Raw genomic sequence first — 20,102 nt, 5'->3', positions numbered from 1 at the left:
CTGTATAGTAACTATACAGTCAATCCATTATTTTTGACCTGGAGGTACTTATGCATTCCAATGAAATGTTGTCCATTAGTGCTTTTTCCAAGCTATCCGAAGTTTCGCGCAAAACTCTTATTTACTACGACCGGATCGGTCTGTTCAAACCTGCCTATGTGGCAGATAACGGTTATCGCTATTACAGCCACAGCCAGTTTGAAACAATCGGCGTTATTCATATTTTCAAAGAGCTGGGCATGTCCCTCGAGGAAATTCAGCAGCATCTCGGTGAGCGTTCCCCGGAAACCACTCTTCAACTTTTGCGCAAACAGGAGGAAAATTTGCAGTTGCAAATTGCCAAACTGACTCAGGCGAAACAGATGATTATTCAGCGTGCGGAAAATATAGAGCAATCCATGCACCTCGACACCAGCCAAATGCATGTTATCTGGCAACCTGAAACCCCCTTGCTACTGAGCCGCCAGATCTACTCATCAAAAAAGGAGTTTCCTGAGGAACTATGGGAGGATTTTCGAGTACGTTTGAACAAGGAACATGCACCACTCGGTTATCCCGGCGGTGTCATCATTCCTAAAGCGGATCTACTTCGGAAAAATGGAGACATGATCTCCCATATGTATAGCTATATGACCACAGAGCATCATGAACAGGCCTATATGCCGGAGGGATTCTATCTGGTTTCTTATGCCAGAGCCGACTATGGAGATACCGAGAGATTTTTTCCGCAAATCTTTGATCATATAGAGAAGAATCAGTATGTCATTAAGGGTGATGCTTACGAGGATTACATGCAGGATGAGATTGTGCTGCAACATGCGGAGGATTATCTGGTTCGGGTTATGGTGCATATTGAGGAGCCAAATGACAAAGGAGATATAACTTAACTCACTTAACTTAATTTAAATCAAAAAGAGGAACCATTCGTAACCTGCCGAATCGTTCCTCTCTATCCCTGTTGGGACTGCCCTATTTCACTTGACCTAATGCAATCTATATAAGCTGAACTTTCTTTTACACGTTAACGAAGAGGACAGAAAAAAGCTGGAAAAGCAAAGCGTTCGCCTTTATCACCAGATTTCCCCCTTTAGAGAAGGAAATCAAAAAAATCTGGGGATAACAGCGATTGGAGGATTATTCTGTCATCGGAGTGAACTGTGTAAAATCTTTAGTTCACTTTTCTAGATTTCATTTACACCCTTAACAAACCACGGAAACCTCTTGCAGCGTAATAGGACTCTGCCCCGTTATGGTACATAAACACGGTATCGTAACGGCGGTCGCAAAAAATAGCTCCCCCCCGCTGTCTAATATGTTCAGGTGTCACCACCCAGCTGGAGGTTTTCAGATCGAAGTTACCCAGTTGCTGCAGTTCACGATACTGGGCCTCATCCAAAAGCTCAATGCCCATCTCGATGCACATTTGAACAGCGCTATGCTTAGGTTTGTTCTCTTTACGTGCATCCAGCGCGGCCTGATCATAACATACACTGCGACGGCCCTTCGGGCTCTCTGCTGAACAGTCTACAAAGATATATTCACCTGTCTCACTGTCTAACTCCACAACATCCGGTTCGCCGCCTGTTTTCTCCATCTCGTGGAGCGACCACAGTTTATCAGGGTGAGCTTCGAGTTTGGCCTCGACGTTAACCCAATCCAGATCGGGATGACGACTCATATTCTTTTCAAAACGGGTCTTTAATGCCTTGAACAATTCATCACGTTGTTCCGGTGACAGATCTTTTTCATTTTCAATGGAGTTCGTGTTCATCCTCATTCTCCCCCGCTTCATTAACATGTAGTGGTGCAGCGCACTTATTCTACTCGATTGTAGTGAAAACAATGATGTTATTCAAGTATTGTCCAACTGTCCAAAGCCTGCAGACGAACCGCTTCTTGCTCATGCTGTCGGTAAGCTCTTAAGCGATTGCGGCAATCCTGATTCCATAGTAACTCCTCACCAGCAATCTTTAGCAATGACAGCCCTACCCAGGAAGACGCCATATCCTTCCGCACTCTCAACACATCTACGATGTCGAGCAGTTGCTCCGGTTTCCAATATCCTTTCCCATCAAGCACCGTACGCTTAATCTGCCGATCGACCGATTCAAGTACATACGGATGCGCATTAGCGATATCAATGACAGGATGCAACCGGAGTACCACCTGATCCGGCTGGCTCCAGTCCATTGCAGCCAAGTGCAGACGAATCGCGCTCAGCTTCAGCGATTCATGATGCTGAAGAGTCTCGATCATGGCTACATATAATGGAGCAAGTCGCCTTTTCACCGATATAGAACCCGAGACAAGCTGATCAATCAACTCCAGCAAACGTTGACGATGCGGTAAATCCCTCTCTCTACCTGCATTCCAGTTGTCCTCTACCTCCACTTCAGCCAACTGCCGGATGACCTGTACCACCTCATCATTCACTTCCCCGTCCCTGCTAACCGTAACCAAGGCATGAATCGCGGCTTTCCAGCGCGTACCATCCTGCAGATCGATTAATGCTTTGCCAGCACATTGTGAAATGACCTCTGCACCCACATGTCCCCAGCGTGACATCGCATGAAAAGCTTCCATCGATACAATCGGGTCATCATGGCCCGCAATTTCGGTAATCCACTGTAAATATCGCAGTCGCGCTTCCACCGGAAGTTCATCCGGACGCTGATTCAGCAAACTGCGCGCAATGTCCCGATCTGAAGAGGACGCCATTACACTCATCATCGCCCAGCTTCGCTCATCATCCAGACATTGTCTGGCTGCATGACCAATGGCAATAATGACATCCTTGTGCCGCATCGGCTTCTCAAATTCACGAGTGAGTAAGGTCACGCTTTCACTACTTCTATAAGTTCCCAGCAACCGAACCGCTTCTTTCCGCACTGTAATCTTAAGTTTCTCCCGGTCCAACAGGCTCGAAAGCATGGACGTGAGGAGCACCGGGTTCACCCTGCGTGCACACCTCGGAATGGAGTACATCGCTACTCGTGCACGATCTCCATCCAGATTATTCAATAAAACAGGTAGGGCGTCTTCCGGTTCCTCCGTTAATGAAAAAGCATGCAGGGCGGCCTCTATGATATGTACTTCCGGATCATTTAACAGATGCTCTAGTAGCTGATTCGAGCGATAATCGGGCATACCCGCCATACTCCGAATCGCATTGGCACGCTCATAAAAGCTCCGCTTGCTGTCTTGTGCCACCCGGTCAAGCAGCGAAGCCAGCGCCTGTTGCTGACGAGGCAACCAGCGGTAAAAGCCATGATAAGCTGGAACGAGATAGACCGTTTTTCCTGTCAAATGCTTGCCTTTGAGGACTTTGCCGGAGATAAACGGATCAAGCCACTCCTGACGTTTCAGATGCAAGTACTCGAACACTTCGTAGAATGAAATGAATGTCGGATCAAGGTCCAGCAGTTCCCTAACCCGTTTATCCCTGGTCTTGTAGGGTGCGAGCCAGTACCTGACCGCTTGAGCCGCTGACTTCTTCCCTTTCACTAACTCTTCCAGAAGGTCGTGAAGTTTGGGCAACCGATCAATCGCTTTGCCAAATGCACTAGCCATCTGCAGAACGACGTAGTCACTCTCCCGCTTGTTCGCTTCTACACCTATGGCATAGATCTCGTCAAATAAGGTTTCGAGTGCGGCCTGCGGCAGACTGTTCCACTCTCTGGAAAATAACATAAACTGCCCATCACGCATCGCCATGCGCTTGATCGTTCTAAGCGCAAATTGGAACAAGGGGCGCCCAGGTTCACTTGCATGCTCCAGCAGCATGTCAAAAGCCAATTGCTCGACTCCTGTTCTCGTTCCATACGAAGTATCTCTGGCCTCAATGACACTGTCCACCAGGATCGTCAGATGTGGCACATGCTCTTGCTTAAACATCGTGACTGGACATCTCGATAGTTCGGCCATAACCATGAATCGCACCGGGTCCTGATCGTTTTTCACTCTCGTCAGGAACCGTAACGTGTCCTCCATCCCACTACGGGACAGAGCCGTGCTTTGTATCAGCCGGGAATAAGCCATAGCACGCTCATCCGCGTTCGATACCTGAACAGCCTGCTCCAGCGTATCTCTAACTTGTGCAATCAGACGACGTGTTGTCATTTCGAACGTTCTGCCCCGGTCTTCCCGGACTTCTCGCAGGGTGAGCATGCGAACCGCTTCTTTGTCGCGTAACTGATGCGGCAGTACATCGAGCAGGGCCATAGGGAACATTCGATTCGTTCGCTCCTGCACCGGGTACGCTGCATCAAATAACGCTTCACGGTTTGAAGGCGCGAGCGTATCCAGCACCTTTGCCACTTGAAAAGGTGCTTCGGCAAGCATGGTCACCAGTGCAGTCCATTGTGCAGTGGTGAAGTATCTTCTCTTTTTCAACACACCCGCCGGAACTCCGTTATTCAGCAGATATGTCCTTGTCTCCTGCCTCGTAAGCAGCTCAAATACTTGCTCAGGGCTAGTCCGAATCAGGATGCCCAGTTGATTCTTAATCACAGGATGAATCTGTTCTTTGGGACCATAAGACAATGCATATTCCAGGACTGCTGCTGGTCTTAATACACTAAGCTTCTCTACCGCCGTGCTCATTTCATACCACACACTGGACCTGTCGCTCTCCGATACCTGATTCAAGGCATTTTCTAAGTAAGCGGCGACCAGATCTGGGTACCGGGTTGTTACGGTTCGCCAATTATTAATTGCATATCCAAGCTGTGGCAATCGTGTGCAAACCGTTGCTTCACCACACATGGATAGCAGGAAAATAGCGTCATCTGCGCCCCAACGTTCCAATACGACCGGCAACAGCCGTTCTGCCCAGTCCTGTCTGGTATACTTCACAATGCTCCGCAACAGTTGCTGACGACAATGGTGCGACATCGAAACGATCTCGGTTTCAATGTCATAACCCGGATCAGTGACCACCTCTGCGAGCATCCGGGCAGCCCGGCCCCTGACCCCAGCCTTGGGATGATTTAACGCATGTATAACAGCTTGTGCATCCTTTACCGCGCCAGCTCCGGTTAACGCCAGATGTGCCTCGTACGCTGTCCCGCTGTCCAGTAGCTCAATCAGAAGCGTAGCGTAATCTTTCGCGCCCACAGCCAGATGATGCCGTCCCAGCCGCGCAATCTCTTTCATTCGGTTCGAATAACCAAGCGAGCCCAGTTCTTCTAAAACCCGAGTTTTACTCAGTGGAGTATGATTGTTCTTCATAAAGCCTCTCCCCTCACTCACATTGTGGCCCTTACTTTCACTTCATTTTCATTTACACTTTTTCCCCTTTTACTACTCTCTTATATAACCCTTCTTAACAGGCGGAAGTTACATCGAATAAGCGAAAATGTATTATTTCTTCCTGGGACGTGTCTTCAAACCAACTGAAGTGCATCTTTATCCCCCTTTTTCGCCCCTGCTACGTTAATACGACTTCCGAGCTCATTTACTGAGAATAACGGGCAATTCGATCTGTAGGATAAATATGTCTGCTGCCTGAGATATCTTCAATGTTCCGTTATGCTGTTCGATGATTTTCTGGCAACTGACAAGTCCGATCTCGTTACTGTCCTTCGTTTTGTCCACAGGTCTAATCCGGTTCCGAGCGGTCATGATTAAAGACTGTTGCTCTATAGATAAATCGATATCCACTGGATGAGAACGATCCGCATACTTCTTTATATTGGAGAAAATATTATCAAACACACGACGGATCGCTACAAGATTCAACTCGATCAAAAAGGCCTGTTCCCCGTATTTCTGCTTCAACTCAACATCGAAATGTTCCATTAAGGCCAGTTGCTCATCCAGAAGCTGATCAAACAACTCTCGCCCATCATAGATTTCGGATTCCACATCCTCTTCCTCTGACGCAGAAGAGACCGTAAAATACTCAAACAGCTTATCTGATAATATCTTGATCTGATAAGCCTTCTCTCTGCTATTGTGAATATACTGGTGCAGATCCTCCTGTGTCTTGTATTTGCCCAGTTCAATAATGTCCATGTATCCCAGCAGAATCGTGAGCGGTGTGCGCAAATCATGAGAAATCGCCGTAATCAACTCTCGATTCGCGCTTCTCACCCTCTCCTCGCTGCCAAGCCGTCCCACAAATGATTTCCGCATCTCATCAATACTCCATGCGAGCGAGGACAGCTCGTCTTTACCAGATACCGTAATCTTATAATCCAGATTGCCGCCTTCCAGTATTTTAATCTCACGTTCCAGATTGCCAATATAGGATATTTTCCGATTGATCATGAGCAAGAAGGCAACAATAAACGTAATCAAAGCTGCGAATACCGTCAAAATCAAAAGCAGATTATAGTACTGATATTCATAGAAACCAACCAGATAGATCTGCACTGTTTTATCTGTAAACTGCACGGTTGTAATCGGTGTTCGGGAAGGCAAGAACTGAGTTAACAGTTCTTCATTGATCGCAGAATCCGCTTCTATGTTGGACGAATATATCAATTTATCCTGTTCAAACATAAACAGCTCCAGATACCGTTCCCCACGAATCCACTCCGAGAGCCTCTTATGATCCTGTGAGGACAAGTGCTCACTACTCACCATAGCCTGAAATCGTTCGAGCGCATCCTGTTGCCTGTTTTTGCTAAACGTTGATTTACTGAGATAACTCTCCAGCGCTGTTTCGCCAACCACCTGTAACACGATAAATGTTCCTACCGCGACAAACAGAGAGAGAATAATGGCGAGCACCAGCTTGATCTTCAATTTTTTCCCGATGAGCAGTTTATTCAATTTTGTACCCCTTCCCCCAAACGGTCTGCACATATTTAGGATGCTGCGGGTCATCTTCCAGCTTGTTTCTCAGATTACGAATATGAACCATTACCGTGTTATTACAAGTATAAAAATAAGGTTCTTGCCACACGCTCTCATAGATATTTTCGGCTGAGAAAACCTTTCTTCGTTTGGACGCCAAGAGCAACAGAATCTGATACTCAATATCCGTGAGCGAGATTTCTTTCTCACCGATATACACCGATTTCGCATCCTTGTGAATGGTCAGATCCTTCACCGCAATGTTCTCAGCCTCTTCGACCTTCTCCTTGCCCCGGTAGACATAATATCGGCGAAGCAGCGCTTTGACCCTTGCCACCAGTTCGGTATACGAGAATGGCTTGGACAAAAAGTCATCGCTCCCCGACGAAAAGGCTAGTTGTTTATCTGAATCCTGTGTTTTCGCTGTCAGGAACAGGATCGGCGCACTCGTTTTTTCACGAATCTCCAGACATGCCTTCAGTCCAGACTTATTGGGCATCATCATATCCAGAATAATAAGATCTGTCTCTTCCGTTACTTTATCTACCGCATCTTGGCCGTCGACGGCTTCAATGACTTCGTAGCTTTCACTTTCTAGCAAAATCTTCACGATCTCACGAATCTCACTATTGTCATCTGCAATTAAAATCTGCTTGTTGTTGTTCATTCGAAATCCCTCCGTTCATTCCAGTATAGTCTGCGCATTTTAACAGAGCCAGCGGATCAGGATCGCCTTAAGAATTCTTAAGAAGTTAAGTAGGTATCTCTTCATGATTTCGTTTTATACTGTTAATAGTGAATGTCATTACAAAAAGGGGTCTTACGTTATGCCGAAATTCTCAAAACGTATCGTGATGAAAATACTGTTGGGCTTGTTTGTTGCCTTATCGATGGGCCTGCTGGTTTATTATGCGCCTGCCATCATTAAAATCATGTCGTCCATGGACAACTTCAGAGCTTACATTCATTCCACGGGGCACTGGGGACCGGTCATGTTTATTTTATTCCAGATTCTACAGATCGTCGTTGCACCTATTCCCGGAGAGGTCGTGCAAATTGCCGGAGGATATATCTACGGTACTGCACTCGGTTCCTTCTATACAACGGTTGGTCTGATCATAGGGTCAGCGATCGCATTCTATTTCACCCGTTTCATCGGTCGTGATTTTGTATCGCGCCTGTTGCAGAAACAAAATATGAAATGGATGTCATTCATGCATGATGAGCGAAAATTTGCTGCCTTTTTGTTTATCTTTTTCCTCGTTCCCGGGTTGCCCAAAGACATGCTTGTCTTTGTCGCTGCGCTGACATCCATCAGCTCTTTACGCTTCTTCACTATTCTGCTGATTGGACGGTTGCCCTGGATTATCGCTTCGGCCGTGGTAGGTTCCAACCTTCATATGCAACAATATACCATTGCCATCATCATATCGGTTATTGCTGTCGTTGGATTTATATTCGGATACATCTACAAGGACAAATTAATGAATCTGTTCTCCAAAGCGGATAAAACGAGTCAAACAAATATGAACATCGAGAACAATGAAGATAGTGAGATCAAGGAGACAAACGAGACAAAAGAAGTCAACACAACATTTAAAACAAAAACTGCATCTGCTTTAGTTAAGCCGAGAGACTTGGCACCGAAAAAAGGATAAGTTACGGAAGATTTGAATATGAAACTATACAATTATATATAAAACAAAATACAAAATACGGAATGTGGAGTAGATATCCATGATCTATTCCCGTCATCATTGGAGGAATCATATATGCAAAACATTGTAACGGATCGATTGATTTTACGTAATTTTGCCGCAACGGATGCTGCCGGATTGCTCGAGTATACCGCGAATCCACGAGTGAACTGCTTTATGGATCATCAGATGTCGACACTTGAGGAAGCAGTCGCAGAGGTAGAGAAACGAAGCAAGGACGACTCCCATATCGCCGTTTGTCTAAAAGACAGCAATGAAATCATTGGAGAGCTGTTTGGGATGACAGAGGGCCATGATCCAGGGTCAGATTCAGATTCGGACTCGAAATCGAATTCAGATTCAAAGTCAGATCCAGATACGTATAGTGTCGGCTGGAATTTTAACGGGAGGTTTGAGGGAAAAGGGTACGCCAGTGAGAGTGCTCGTGCCTTCATGGAATACCTCTTTATAGAGCAGGGAATTCGGAGAATTTACGCTTACGTGGAAGACGATAACTTCCGGTCTCAGAAGCTATGTGAGAAACTCGGCATGCGCCGGGAAGGACTATTTCTTGAATTTATTTCTTTTGTGAAAAATGAAGACGGTACGCCGAAATACGAGAACACGTATCAATATGCGATATTAAAAAAAGAATGGCTGGCGCAGCAGGCTACTGCGAAATAGCGTGATCCAAATCCCCGGATCGTGTGAATATATTCCTTGACCCGATCTTTACAGCGTAAGCAAATTCAGCGCCCTGTCAATAAAAAAGCGGCAGCTTCCCCCGATTGAATTTCGGGACAGGCTGCCGCTTCTTTATGTTTATCTAGTTCCCAACAACGTGCCAATAACTTTCTCCGCCATAGCCTTGCCCTGAGAGATACAATCCGGAACGCCAATTCCGCGGTACCCTCCGCCACCAACGTACACTCCAGGCATACCATTTTCCAGTAACTTCTCAACCTCTGCGATTCGTTTTAGATGCCCGACTTGATATTGGGGCATGGATAACGGTAATCGGTTGATCTCTGTAAAAACAGGCTCTGCGGAGATCCCCATGGTATCTTGTAATTCGCGGCGTACTTCAGCAATGATTTCTTCATCGGTAAGCTGATGACTCATCGGGTCACGGCCGTATTTCCCCACATATGCTCGCAAAAGAATGTGACCTTTCGGCGCCGTATGCTCCCACTTAGATGATGTCCAGGTGCAGGCTGTAATTTTGCGTTCTTCCTTGCGCGGTACAACAAAGCCGGATGCATTCAGGGAAACACCCACATCCTGCTCGCGATAAGCAAGTACGACGTTCATTACCGAAGCATAGGGGATCGCACGCAGGAGTTCTGCAATCGCCTCATGCTCATGTGCAAGCATATCTGCTGCTGCATACGCTGGAGTCGCAATCACTACCGCATCCGCCGCAAGCGTCGTTCCATTGTTAAACTGAACCGTATAACGTATAGTGTCTTTTCCTTGCTCTTGCTCTGCTTTCGACACACGAGAAATTTCCGTGTTCCTGATCAAATGCGCTGTGGAAGAAAGTGTCTGTTCAAGTTGCGTTACCACACCTTCCAGTCCGCCCCGTGCACTCAAAAACATGCTTCGAGTGGCCGTGCCCGATGGTTTTGATGCGGGTTTGGGAGCTGGACGGGTTGCCGATATAGTTGTAGGTTGTGACGTAGACTCCGTTGTGGTTTGAGCCGTAGGCTTGATTGTTTGCTTTGGGGCGCGACTTTTTCTCACACCCAGCATGCCCACGATCAAGCTACGGTGTTTTTGCTCCGTTTCCTGTAGCATTGGGAACGTTGCTTGTACGCTCAGTCCGTCCGCATTGCCAGCATATATGCCTGCCAAGAGCGGCTCGGCGATCTGCTCCAGTACTTCATCGCCAAGGCGTCTGCGTAGCAGTTGCCCAAGGGACTCATCCTCCACGCCAGGTCGTCGTGGCAAAACAAGATCTGCCGCTGCTCGCACCTTGCCCCGCAGTGACAATAAACGAGTTGTTACGAAGGGTTTCCACTTCGTAGGCACACCGAGCATAAAGCCATCCGGGATCGGATGCAATTTATTCCGATAGGCGATATAGCTATGCAACACCCCTGGACGCGTACCAACAATCTCATCCCCCATGCCGAGTTCTTGCATAAGCTCAATGATGGATGTTTTGCGTGCGAGAAAAGAATCCGGCCCCCGTTCGATCACGAATCCATCCCTTTTACCGGTGTGCACATGTCCGCCGAATCGATCACTTTTTTCCACAATAATAAGTTCTGCTACAATATCATTCGCTCTGCAAAACTGTTCAATATAATAAGCTGCGCTTAATCCGGTAATCCCACCGCCAGCGATGACAACTTGTTTCTTGCGTTGATTGTTCATGCTACACTTCCCGCCATATAGACTTTAACCCAGCAATCCGTAACTCACTCTTCACAAGTGTAGAGCAGATGCCAGGTCAGAAAAGTGAGAAGAATCACAAAACAGCCATAACGAATATAATGCAACGAATCCGTCAAAATAAAAAAGCGACCTCTCCTGAATATTGCTTGGAAAAGATCGCCGTCTAGAGCCAGCACGTATGGTCGAGTTTGCTCCCCGTTTACGAGGCGTTGACTATTTCTACGCTTATGTCTATGTCACGCCTATGAAAATATCTATATGCTATGGAGACTAGCTCCCCCAGTATTGCTTCGCAATCTGCTGGCCCTGATGAATCTTCGCCCACTGTTGGGCTTCGCTCAGTTCGTTCCCGCCATCACAGGAGGCAAAACCACATTGGTGAGACAGCAGTAGCCTATCCTTGTCAATGATCTTGGAGGCTTCGTCCAGCAGACGAACCACGCGCTCCTCATCATCGAGCGTACTTGTTTTGGAGGACAGCAGACCCAGTACAATTTCTGTATCCGGTCTGTCTTTGAACACTTCCAGCGCTTCGATGGAACCCGCACGATCATCATCCCACTCCAGGAAGAAACGGTCATACTTCAATTGCTTCAGGAACAGATTCGCAATCTTCACATACGATCCGCCGCCCATGTTGCGGGAATCATAATTGCCGCGGCAGTTATGTGTCCACATTTTCAGACCCAGACTATGACCGAAGTCAATGACCGTATTGTTGATATCAATAAACTCCGTGGCGAGGCCCTGTACTTCCTCTTGATTAATATGCTCTCCGGTAAACGGCGAGTTCGGATTGTCATCGGCAAACAGCTCCCAGAGACAGTCATCCATTTGCAGAATTTTACCACCCGCAACTGCAAACTCCTGCACAAATTCCGTATAAGCACTCACCAGACCCGCTTTTAGCTCCTGTGTATTCTGGTATACTGCGTCCTTGCCCCCAATGTTGTCCGACCACGATAATTCACCGAAAATATGGGATGGCGATGGAATGCAGAGTTTGGTCTGCTGGTCACCCGCTTGGTCCTGCAACTGCTTGAACAGTTGAATGAAATGATGATTTTTGCCGCTCAGTTGACCCGTAATACGAAGCCCGATATCTTTGCGCGTTTCATATTTGGAAGTGCCGTCCACATCCCGGAAAAAGTACCCATGATCCGCAATATACCGCTCCACTCCGCCAAATCCCCACACAAAGTCGAGATGCCACATCGATTTGGAAAATTCGCCGTCCGTGATGACAGACAGGTCATTCTCAATCTCCTTTTGGATCACTTGTTCAATCGCTCTCGTCTCACATTGCTGGTATCCTTGAAAGTTTTCATAGAATGGATACTGGATATCATCCCGGTGTTCAATCTGTGTTTTATATGTCAGCAGCTCTTCCGGCCGCAATAAACTGCCTACGATCTGGAACTTGTCAGTCATGTAAATAACCCCCTCGTTGTATATGATCATCATATCACGCGGAGCGGGGTTAGAAGAGATACTAAAAAAGTATGACTGGTTATAGCTTCAGGCTATAGCAAATGTGGAATAAAAACGTGTATGCTCTGCAACTCTGGCATTTGGTTCTTAGTCTTTTCCCTCTATTGAAATCGTCTCACAGTCATTGAATATTGCAAACCGCTCGAAACATTCCTTCACGACGGCTACAAGTTCTTCGGTTGGCTGCATGTCTTTTTCGTACCAGACACGTTTAACAACAAGTCTTCCAGATTTCCGTTCCACGATAATCTCGGCTCGCCCAATGAACCGATCACCATACAGTAATGGCAACACATAATAACCAAACTTCCTTTTGAGAGCCGGCGTATAGATCTCCCATTTATAGTCGAACTCAAACAATGCATAAATAAGCTTTCTATCCCACATTAAATTATCCAGCGGAGCGATTAATTCGCAACGCGATTGTAACTCCGGATTTTGCAGTATGCGTTCAATCATAGGTACGTCTTCTGTCCGGCAGTATAAACGTTCCTTCATTTGTTCTACCTCAACAGCAACAATGCGATCTTCCAGCAATAGCTCATGAAAAGCCCTGTTCCGCTGCTCTGTCTTTAAGCCCCATATATTAAGCCAGGCATCGGATGCACGATTCCACAGTAAACCGACCGCACCGATTCGGCGCAATACTCTCCACTTGTGATGATCTAATTCGTTCAATAACGGTTCCGGGGCATGCAATACATCAGCCCGTATGTGTTTCTCAGCCAGATCATAATATTTACGTGTTCCTTTTTTATGATGGATAACCAGTTCACCTGTCGAATACATCTGCTCCAGCACCGAGCGCGAAACGTTGTTCCCACTACTCCAGTGAATGGCCGAACGCCAAGTGAAATCTCCCTCCAGTTGCAATGCATTTAATTCGTTCGAACTTACCGGACCAACCTGCTGTATATAAGACCGTACTTGCCTTGTGAGCGTCTCCATCTGGGGATAGCTTTCGGCATGCTGTCTGGCCGCCTGTCTGTACCGTTCGAAATAAGGCCAGTCCTCTACCGGGATTATAGCGAGATTCTTATCGGGATAATCCATCAGCAATCGATCTTGATACAAAAGCTCTTCGAGCATATTCTTGCTAAACCCACGAATGCGTGACTGCAGCACCAGTTCGGCATTTTTTCCACAGATATCGATAGGATCGTATTGAATGCAACCAACTTGCCTTGTAAATTCCATGACCCCTGACTTTCCGTCATATTGATGCTCGCCTACCAGTCCATGCTTTAACAATAAAAATTGCCTGGCTTGCTGTTTGGTTAATCGTATCATCGGACATGTTCACCCCTTAACAAGTTCAAGCAAAGCAACCCCTCAAATATGTATAATTTAGCACAAAAGAAACATATGTTCTTGTCTTATTTTAACTCTATTGGACTGTAAAAACAACATGTAGTACAGAATAACGACTGTTATTCGTTCAAATGCCTTGTGACAGTGTTTGAAGCGATTATGCTAATGCTAACCTTTGGTTTGCTAGTTGTAGCGCTACTGTCCGATAAACACGAGTAGACCGCCCACCCGTGCAAAGGTTGCGGTCTACTTGGTCGTGTATCCTCTTGTTTGAAACCTACCGCCCTTAAAAGCGGCTATTGTGCAAAGAGTCGTGTTACAGCACGGCTCTTTTTGCATAATAGGCTGTTTATAGCCTTAGTATAATACGAGCAATTAAAATTTTCACACCGTTCTGCGGCGCAATTCGTAAAAATACTGCACGGCAGAATGCTTCATTTTAATTGAATCGGACATATTCAGAATCCGCTTTTTTCCCACCCGCCTGTCGATCAACGCGAGAATATTGAGCAGGATGTCACTACTCTCCAGATTGTCCTCAATTGAAGTCGCCAGAAACGTAGTGGCTACCGCCGTAAAATTGGTTTTGCTTAACGTAGCTTGAGCCGCTAACAGCTCTTTGGCATGAGAAGTACTCTTGCGACCTCGCACCATGATCTCAAGACGTTCCTCCGGCACAGCCCCTTTGGTTTCCTTGCGAATCGCTTCAATCTCTTCAGGGCTTACAGGAATGACGATATTGGGATCATTCTTGATCTCCTGATCGTTCTTATACCACTGAATGGGCGTCGTCGCATCCGCCATATTGAGAATGTTTTTCTGATCCACAGTCAGGTAACAGCTCCCCGATCTATCCGGCAAAAAGCGATAGCTGGTCGCCCGATATGCTACTGTTCCAGCCAGTGCGGGGCTAAGAAAACTGTCTAATTGTTGTTTTAATTTACTCCAGGACATAGTTCCTCCTATGATTGAACCCGTTCTATCCGCCGGGAAGCCTACCCCAAGCGAAAATTATCTCGATTATAACACAGCCTGACGAACTAATAACCCCGAGAGCCTGTACATATCTATTCAGAATGTCCCACCTGCTAATAAAACTTTAACTTCGATAAAAGGTAGTTTTTATCTCCACAACTCACACATTTTCTTTTGTTGGTGCTATCATGAAGATATTCAGATATTTATAGCGTATTTTGTAGATTGGGGTCGACTTCATGCTCAGGGCTATTCTCAGAATCAGTTCTCGTACGATCTTGCTTCACATCACGTTTGTTGTTGTTCTCGGTCTGGTCATAAGCTATGCCATTATGTCTGCACCAGACTCCCCTCCTATTCGAAGCGAAAAAGGCGGAGCAGGATATATACTGGTTTCGTCATAGCCATTCCGGTAACGTCTTTTTTTAATATACAAAAGATACAAAAAGGGTTGCCCCTGATGCAGTTAGTTCTGCAAGGTGCAACCCTTTGAAGTGGATTAAATTAAACCAGATACTTTCAGTAACCGTTGTACAATCGCCGCAACTTCAGCACGGGTAATATTCGCCTTCGGAGCCAGTTGTTCTGCTCCTCTGCCGCTCACAATACCTGCTTCCAAGCTTGCTGCTACACCAACTTTCGCCCAATCTGCAACAAGAGATGCATCCGTATAAGGGGTCAGCAGTTCATTGTTGCCCTTATCTGCAAGCTTGTCAGCAAGGCCGGTAATGGCCATCGCTTTGGATAGAATCACCATCGCTTGTTCACGGGAAATCTTCTCTTGAGGACGGAAAGTTCCGTCCTCGAAGCCGTCGATCAGCTTGTAATCATAAGCCGTAAGCACCGCGGAATGATACCAATCGGATGCTTTTACATCTGCAAATGGTGAATTTCCTTCAATCGGTTTCAATCCCAAGCCCCGCATCATGATAGCTGCGAATTCAGCACGTGTCATATCCGCATCCGGATTGTAAAGATCACTACCACTGCCATTTACAATTAAACGGGAACCCATGTCATTAACAGCATCCTTGGCCCAGTGACTCTCTACATCTTTGAACGTCAGCGGATGCCAAACTACGGAATACAAGCTATTGGTCAAGCTGTTAATGTGGGCAAAATACTTGCCATTCTCCAGTGTTACTTTGGTTGGAACATGACGTACTGATCCATCTGGATCTGTTACGATGCCTGTCGTAATTTTGCTCGGATCAATGCCTTCGGGCAGAGCAATGGACCGCTCCACATATACATTAAACTTATTTATATCCACGGACTTCCCTGCAAATTCTGCTTTGACTGTAAAGTCAATTGAAGGTGCTACCAGGGTAAGTGCATTTTGTTTCGCCGCATCTTCGGCAACTTTCATCATTGCTGCTTCCGGAGAAGCAATGCGCAATGACAGCTTGATGTCCTCCAGCGTCCCCATAGAACCCAATTGTCGGGAGATCGAATCAATATCAAGCTGCCGCGCAGGAATCGAGTAGCTTGCATTGCCTGTTTTCACAATCAGAATCGCCTGTTTGTCTTCCATCTTCTTGATCATCTGTCCAGTGAGTTCACCTATAATGATGTTGGACTCAGCAGAAACAGGGATTGTCACAACCGCACCTTGTCCTTCCGCATCAAGCTTGGTATCAAGTTGCTTCTGATCAACAGTGATCGTCGTTACCGTGCGTTCACCCTCCTTAGAAGCTACAGACTTACCAATGCGCTCCTCTTTGCCATTCACCAGTACAACAACCGCATCATTGGTCGGGGCTGGCGTGCCTGCAGGAGTTGCTCCTGCGCTAACACTGTTGTTGCTTCCTGTATTGCCAGTTCCACTACCGTTGCCACCTTCGCTACCGCTGCTAATGGCAGTCCATTTTGCATACAAAGTAACATCGCTGTTCACAACATCTGTATCGTTATTCCATTTTAATGTTCCTGCTGCATCCTTGTACCACCCTTCAAAGGTGTAACCTGCTCTTTCCTTAACAATCATTACTGGAATCTTGGAGCCTTGTGTTACCCCCATTGAGAATGGAGCAGTTCCATCCTGCCGATTAAAGAATACATTGTAAGCCGGAAGATTAACTGAGTCGACAGTCACCGCCACAACCAAACTATTGACCGTTGAAGTTTGATTCTGGGCAGCCAAATCGTTTGTGTTCTTCACTTTCACATAATAGTACACCTTACCTGCTTGATCTGTAGGTACGGAATAACTACTTTCTGTTGCACCCTCGATCAATGTAGCACCTTCAACGCTATCATTTGTGTTGCTGTACCATTGGTAGCTCAATGTACCACTGTCACTTACCGTGGCATTCACAATCAATTGCGGGCTCTCGCTTCCCTGATCTACCTTTAAGTCCACTAGATCCGTGTGGATTACCGGAGTTGCCGCATTGATGATGAGCTTTTTAACCTTGCCGAGCTGATTATCAACAGCATACAAATTGCCAATGGAATCTAAAGCGAGCCCATACGGAATACTGAAATCGGCTTTTGTACTAATTGGCGTCGCTTCACCATTTGACAGTTTTTTCACGCCTTCACTGTCTGCAACATACACATTACCGTTCGCATCCGCTGTCATTCCTATTAACATGATAAACTGCACGCCAGATACGACTTCCTCTGAACTATCGTTCCACAACGTTTTGACCGTAACTCCATTACTATGACTGGCATACAATTTCCCACCAGTCACTACTAAACTAGAAATGTAACTATTGATTGAACCGAAGTTCTCCCAAGTTCCATCAACCAGCTTTTTAATTACGTCGCCTCTATCTACTACATAAACCTGATCTTGCTCATCAACTGCCAAATGGGATGGGTTGGAAAGTCCACTACTATCAATGGTTTCCCAAGTATCTCCAGCATATTTCAAGATAGAGCCGTTATTGCTTCTGGATACATAAATGGTACCTTTGCTATCTGCTGCAATCCCTGTATAAAAATCTTCTCTTTCCTCTCCATCAGCAGGAGTGATATCCTGCCAGTCACTATCTATAGTACGCTTAACAATTTTCATTCCACTTATTACATACACCGTACCACTCGGATCGACTGCAATACCATTTGCACCAATAAAAGATGCCTCTGGCCCGGTGATATCTTGCCAGCTTCCCTTACTTACAAGTACTGTAGCTATAGTACTCGGCGTTGTTGTAGAAGTTTCACCTAGCGTATTGGTTACCTCAACAAAATAATACGTTATTCCCACAGTTGATGTGGGCGCATCATATCTGCTTTCCGTTGCTCCCGCGATCTTTTCAATGTTTCCACTCTCGACACTTTTCTTCGTATTGCGATACCATTGATAGGATAGCTGGCCACCATCATTCACGTTTGCAACGACTTTCAGCTGTGGACTTAGGTCATTCAGGCTAACACTTCTGTCCACAGGTTGTCTGGTAATTTGAGGGGATTGTGCCTTTGTTGGCTTCGTAATTATCTGCACAACAGAACTATTGACCCATGCAGTTTGATTTTGGATAGCTGCTGTATTCGTGTTCATCACTTTCAAATAATAGTAAACCTCACCTGCTTGATTTGTGGGTACAGAATAACTGCTCTCCGTTGCGCCCTCAATCAATGTAGCGCCTTCCACATTATTTTCCGTGTTGCTATACCACTGATAGCTCAATGATCCACCATCATACACCGTGGCATTTACGCTCAATTTCGTACCTTCAGATCCTTGTTCTACTATATCGCCAATTGGCTGCTCATTAATGATAGGTAATTTCGCGTTAGCAATAAGCATTTTAATGTTTCCAGTGCCATAATCCGCTACATACAGGTCTCCATTGTGACCAACTGCTACACCAGAAGGAACGGAGAAATCTCCTTCCGTGCTGAACGTTGTCCATACGCCATCGGACAGCTTCTTCACAACACTATTCCTTGAGTCTGCTACATATACATTTCCACTTGCATCCGCTGCGATTCCTTGTGGCATATTAAATCTTGTGCCAGCTGTGATGTCCCCCCAGACACCATCCAATAACGTTTTAACTCCAAATTCAACAAAATTATCATATGTTACATATACATTCCCATGACCTACTGCTAATCCAACAGGAGTATAAACTCTGGATTCACTGACACTTTCCCAGGTTCCATTGGTCAGCCTTTTAACGGTGTTAAACTCCGAATCCGCTACAAAAATCTGATCATTCTCGTCCACTGCCACATCAACGGGTGTGGACAGTCCTTCATTCGTGCCATTAACCACTCCCCAAGCATCATCCATATATTTCAAAATAGAACTACTTCTACTTTGAGACACATAGATTGTTCCCTTGCTGTCTGCTGCGATACCCGAAATATATTCAGCACCTTCGGGTGTAATATCAATCCAATCTCCATTGCTAGGACGCTTCTTAATTGTTGTCGAATTTGCCACGTACACCGTACCATTTGGATCAACGGCGATATCCACCGGATTGGAAACTGGTGCCTCAGCCCCCGTGATATCGATCCATGCCGGATTTACCGCAACAGCGACCGTTGAACTAGATGCTACATTGGTTGAAGAACCCAATGTATTTTTTATTTCAACATAATAATAGGACGTTCCTAATGTTGAAGTCGACACTTCGTAACTGCTATCTGTCGCTCCTTCAATTTGTTCAAATCCCCCAGAATTTTTGTTTTTTCTGGCGAACCATTGATAGGATAGCTGACCTCCGTCACTTACGGATGCAGTGACATTCAATTGCACACTCGTATCATTCCGTCTTACATTTTTGTCCGTTGGCTGCCCGGTAATTTGAGGTGCTTGTGCCTCTGTCGGTTGTATCTCCCCCGAGCCTGTTCCAGAGCCCGCATTGATCGTGACAGAACCCTGTTGGTCATTGTCAATATTCACCGTGGATTCATTTGCTCCAGTGAAACTACCAGAACTCTTCATGACATGGGCTGATCCCTCTTCTGCGTTGTCCTTTATTCTGAAATTTAATTCAAATACTTTTTGCTCGCCATCCTTTATGATGTGCTCTTCTCCAAAACTCGCCTGGACAGAAACTTCCAGACTGGAATTAGTATGCGTATTAAAGCTGGAGCTTTCCCATGTTGAAGTTGCTAGCTTCTCTGTCACGGGTTCAAGATCATTAAAATTATAATTAAAATTAAGCTGGTAGCCATAAACACTATAATCCCCCGGATTCAAATATACAGGTACACTTACGATATCTCCGGGATTTCCAGAAACCGTACCAATCCTAATTGATGTTGGCTCGTCCGCAAAAGCAATGGATGGGAACGAACTCAAAAGTAAACTAAAAACAAGAACAACAGAAAACAAGGATCGAAGCTTGTTTCTGCCCATAACGTGTTGCATCATTCTTAATTCCTCCCTAAGCATAATTTCTTCATTTTTCATATATTCACTGTCTATGTTCCGGCGCCATTTATGTACAGATACACATT

General features: G+C 45.9%; 13 protein-coding genes. 4 read left to right on the top strand and 9 right to left on the bottom strand.

The window, feature by feature from the left end; all coding sequences use genetic code 11:
• The first annotated feature begins 50 nt into the window (after positions 1–50).
• Positions 51–887 carry a MerR family transcriptional regulator gene (locus tag Q9R46_RS22055; protein ID WP_311281793.1) on the top strand — a complete coding sequence of 279 codons (837 nt, stop codon included), beginning with the start codon at positions 51–53 and terminating at the stop codon, positions 885–887.
• A 305-nt stretch (positions 888–1,192) separates the two neighbouring features.
• Here Q9R46_RS22055 and Q9R46_RS22050 read toward each other — a convergent pair whose 3' ends face one another.
• The 4 genes from Q9R46_RS22050 to Q9R46_RS22035 all read right to left on the bottom strand — a co-directional run bounded on the left by Q9R46_RS22050 (position 1,193) and on the right by Q9R46_RS22035 (position 7,468).
• Positions 1,193–1,771: a DUF4256 domain-containing protein gene (locus Q9R46_RS22050; RefSeq protein WP_311281792.1), complete on the bottom strand. Its 579-nt coding sequence runs from the start codon at positions 1,769–1,771 to the stop codon at positions 1,193–1,195.
• 77 nt (positions 1,772–1,848) lie between these two features.
• Positions 1,849–5,229 (bottom strand): HEAT repeat domain-containing protein, encoded by a 3,381-nt coding sequence (locus tag Q9R46_RS22045; protein WP_311281791.1) that lies wholly within the window; start codon positions 5,227–5,229, stop codon positions 1,849–1,851.
• Positions 5,230–5,451: 222 nt separating this feature from the next.
• Positions 5,452–6,777, bottom strand: a complete 1,326-nt coding sequence (locus Q9R46_RS22040) for a sensor histidine kinase (RefSeq protein ID WP_311281790.1) — start codon at positions 6,775–6,777, stop codon at positions 5,452–5,454.
• Positions 6,770–7,468 (bottom strand): response regulator transcription factor, encoded by a 699-nt coding sequence (locus Q9R46_RS22035; RefSeq protein ID WP_311281789.1) that lies wholly within the window; start codon positions 7,466–7,468, stop codon positions 6,770–6,772. The genes Q9R46_RS22040 and Q9R46_RS22035 overlap by 8 nt, the downstream gene beginning before the upstream one ends.
• 160 nt (positions 7,469–7,628) lie before the next feature.
• Here Q9R46_RS22035 and Q9R46_RS22030 point away from each other — a divergent pair, with 160 nt between their 5' ends.
• Positions 7,629–8,459 carry a TVP38/TMEM64 family protein gene (locus Q9R46_RS22030; RefSeq protein ID WP_311281788.1) on the top strand — a complete coding sequence of 277 codons (831 nt, stop codon included), beginning with the start codon at positions 7,629–7,631 and terminating at the stop codon, positions 8,457–8,459.
• Positions 8,460–8,573: 114 nt separating this feature from the next.
• Positions 8,574–9,182, top strand: coding sequence for a GNAT family N-acetyltransferase (locus Q9R46_RS22025; RefSeq protein WP_311281787.1), 609 nt, complete (start codon positions 8,574–8,576; stop codon positions 9,180–9,182).
• Between the two features lie 138 nt (positions 9,183–9,320).
• On the opposite strand, the gene hemG is transcribed toward Q9R46_RS22025, so the two are convergent.
• The 3 genes from hemG to Q9R46_RS22010 all read right to left on the bottom strand — a co-directional run bounded on the left by hemG (position 9,321) and on the right by Q9R46_RS22010 (position 13,679).
• Positions 9,321–10,877 (bottom strand): protoporphyrinogen oxidase, encoded by a 1,557-nt coding sequence (hemG, locus tag Q9R46_RS22020; RefSeq protein ID WP_311281786.1) that lies wholly within the window; start codon positions 10,875–10,877, stop codon positions 9,321–9,323.
• Between the two features lie 291 nt (positions 10,878–11,168).
• Positions 11,169–12,329: a uroporphyrinogen decarboxylase/cobalamine-independent methonine synthase family protein gene (locus tag Q9R46_RS22015; protein WP_311281785.1), complete on the bottom strand. Its 1,161-nt coding sequence runs from the start codon at positions 12,327–12,329 to the stop codon at positions 11,169–11,171.
• Positions 12,330–12,476: 147 nt separating this feature from the next.
• Positions 12,477–13,679 (bottom strand): winged helix-turn-helix domain-containing protein, encoded by a 1,203-nt coding sequence (locus Q9R46_RS22010; protein WP_311281784.1) that lies wholly within the window; start codon positions 13,677–13,679, stop codon positions 12,477–12,479.
• Between the two features lie 159 nt (positions 13,680–13,838).
• Between Q9R46_RS22010 and Q9R46_RS28615 the strand changes: the two genes are divergently transcribed.
• Complete coding sequence (locus Q9R46_RS28615) at positions 13,839–13,919, top strand: putative holin-like toxin (protein WP_397386401.1); 81 nt, start codon at positions 13,839–13,841, stop codon at positions 13,917–13,919.
• A 165-nt stretch (positions 13,920–14,084) separates the two neighbouring features.
• Here Q9R46_RS28615 and Q9R46_RS22005 read toward each other — a convergent pair whose 3' ends face one another.
• Both Q9R46_RS22005 and Q9R46_RS22000 read right to left on the bottom strand, forming a co-directional pair.
• Entirely contained in the window at positions 14,085–14,654 is a 570-nt protein-coding gene (locus Q9R46_RS22005; protein ID WP_311281783.1) for an SF0329 family protein, read from the bottom strand.
• A gap of 520 nt (positions 14,655–15,174) precedes the next feature.
• Complete coding sequence (locus Q9R46_RS22000) at positions 15,175–20,016, bottom strand: S-layer homology domain-containing protein (RefSeq protein WP_311281782.1); 4,842 nt, start codon at positions 20,014–20,016, stop codon at positions 15,175–15,177.
• Between the last annotated feature and the right edge of the window lie 86 nt (positions 20,017–20,102).

Origin of the sequence: Paenibacillus sp. RRE4 (assembly GCF_031844205.1) — a bacterium.
Classification (GTDB): Bacteria; Bacillota; Bacilli; order Paenibacillales; family Paenibacillaceae; genus Paenibacillus; species Paenibacillus xylanexedens_B.
Note: the sequence above shows the minus strand (reverse complement) of the source record. Positions and strands in the feature narration are given on the sequence as shown.

Excerpts from the sequence above, each read along its gene's own strand:
- Q9R46_RS22055 (WP_311281793.1), top strand. The coding sequence starts at position 51 with ATGCATTCCAATGAAATGTTGTCCATTAGTGCTTTTTCCAAGCTATCC.
- Q9R46_RS22050 (WP_311281792.1), bottom strand. The coding sequence starts at position 1,771 with ATGAACACGAACTCCATTGAAAATGAAAAAGATCTGTCACCGGAACAA.
- Q9R46_RS22045 (WP_311281791.1), bottom strand. The coding sequence starts at position 5,229 with ATGAAGAACAATCATACTCCACTGAGTAAAACTCGGGTTTTAGAAGAA.
- Q9R46_RS22035 (WP_311281789.1), bottom strand. The coding sequence starts at position 7,468 with ATGAACAACAACAAGCAGATTTTAATTGCAGATGACAATAGTGAGATT.
- Q9R46_RS22030 (WP_311281788.1), top strand. The coding sequence starts at position 7,629 with ATGCCGAAATTCTCAAAACGTATCGTGATGAAAATACTGTTGGGCTTG.
- Q9R46_RS22025 (WP_311281787.1), top strand. The coding sequence starts at position 8,574 with ATGCAAAACATTGTAACGGATCGATTGATTTTACGTAATTTTGCCGCA.
- hemG (WP_311281786.1), bottom strand. The coding sequence starts at position 10,877 with ATGAACAATCAACGCAAGAAACAAGTTGTCATCGCTGGCGGTGGGATT.
- Q9R46_RS22015 (WP_311281785.1), bottom strand. The coding sequence starts at position 12,329 with ATGACTGACAAGTTCCAGATCGTAGGCAGTTTATTGCGGCCGGAAGAG.
- Q9R46_RS22010 (WP_311281784.1), bottom strand. The coding sequence starts at position 13,679 with ATGATACGATTAACCAAACAGCAAGCCAGGCAATTTTTATTGTTAAAG.
- Q9R46_RS22005 (WP_311281783.1), bottom strand. The coding sequence starts at position 14,654 with ATGTCCTGGAGTAAATTAAAACAACAATTAGACAGTTTTCTTAGCCCC.
- Q9R46_RS22000 (WP_311281782.1), bottom strand. The coding sequence starts at position 20,016 with ATGATGCAACACGTTATGGGCAGAAACAAGCTTCGATCCTTGTTTTCT.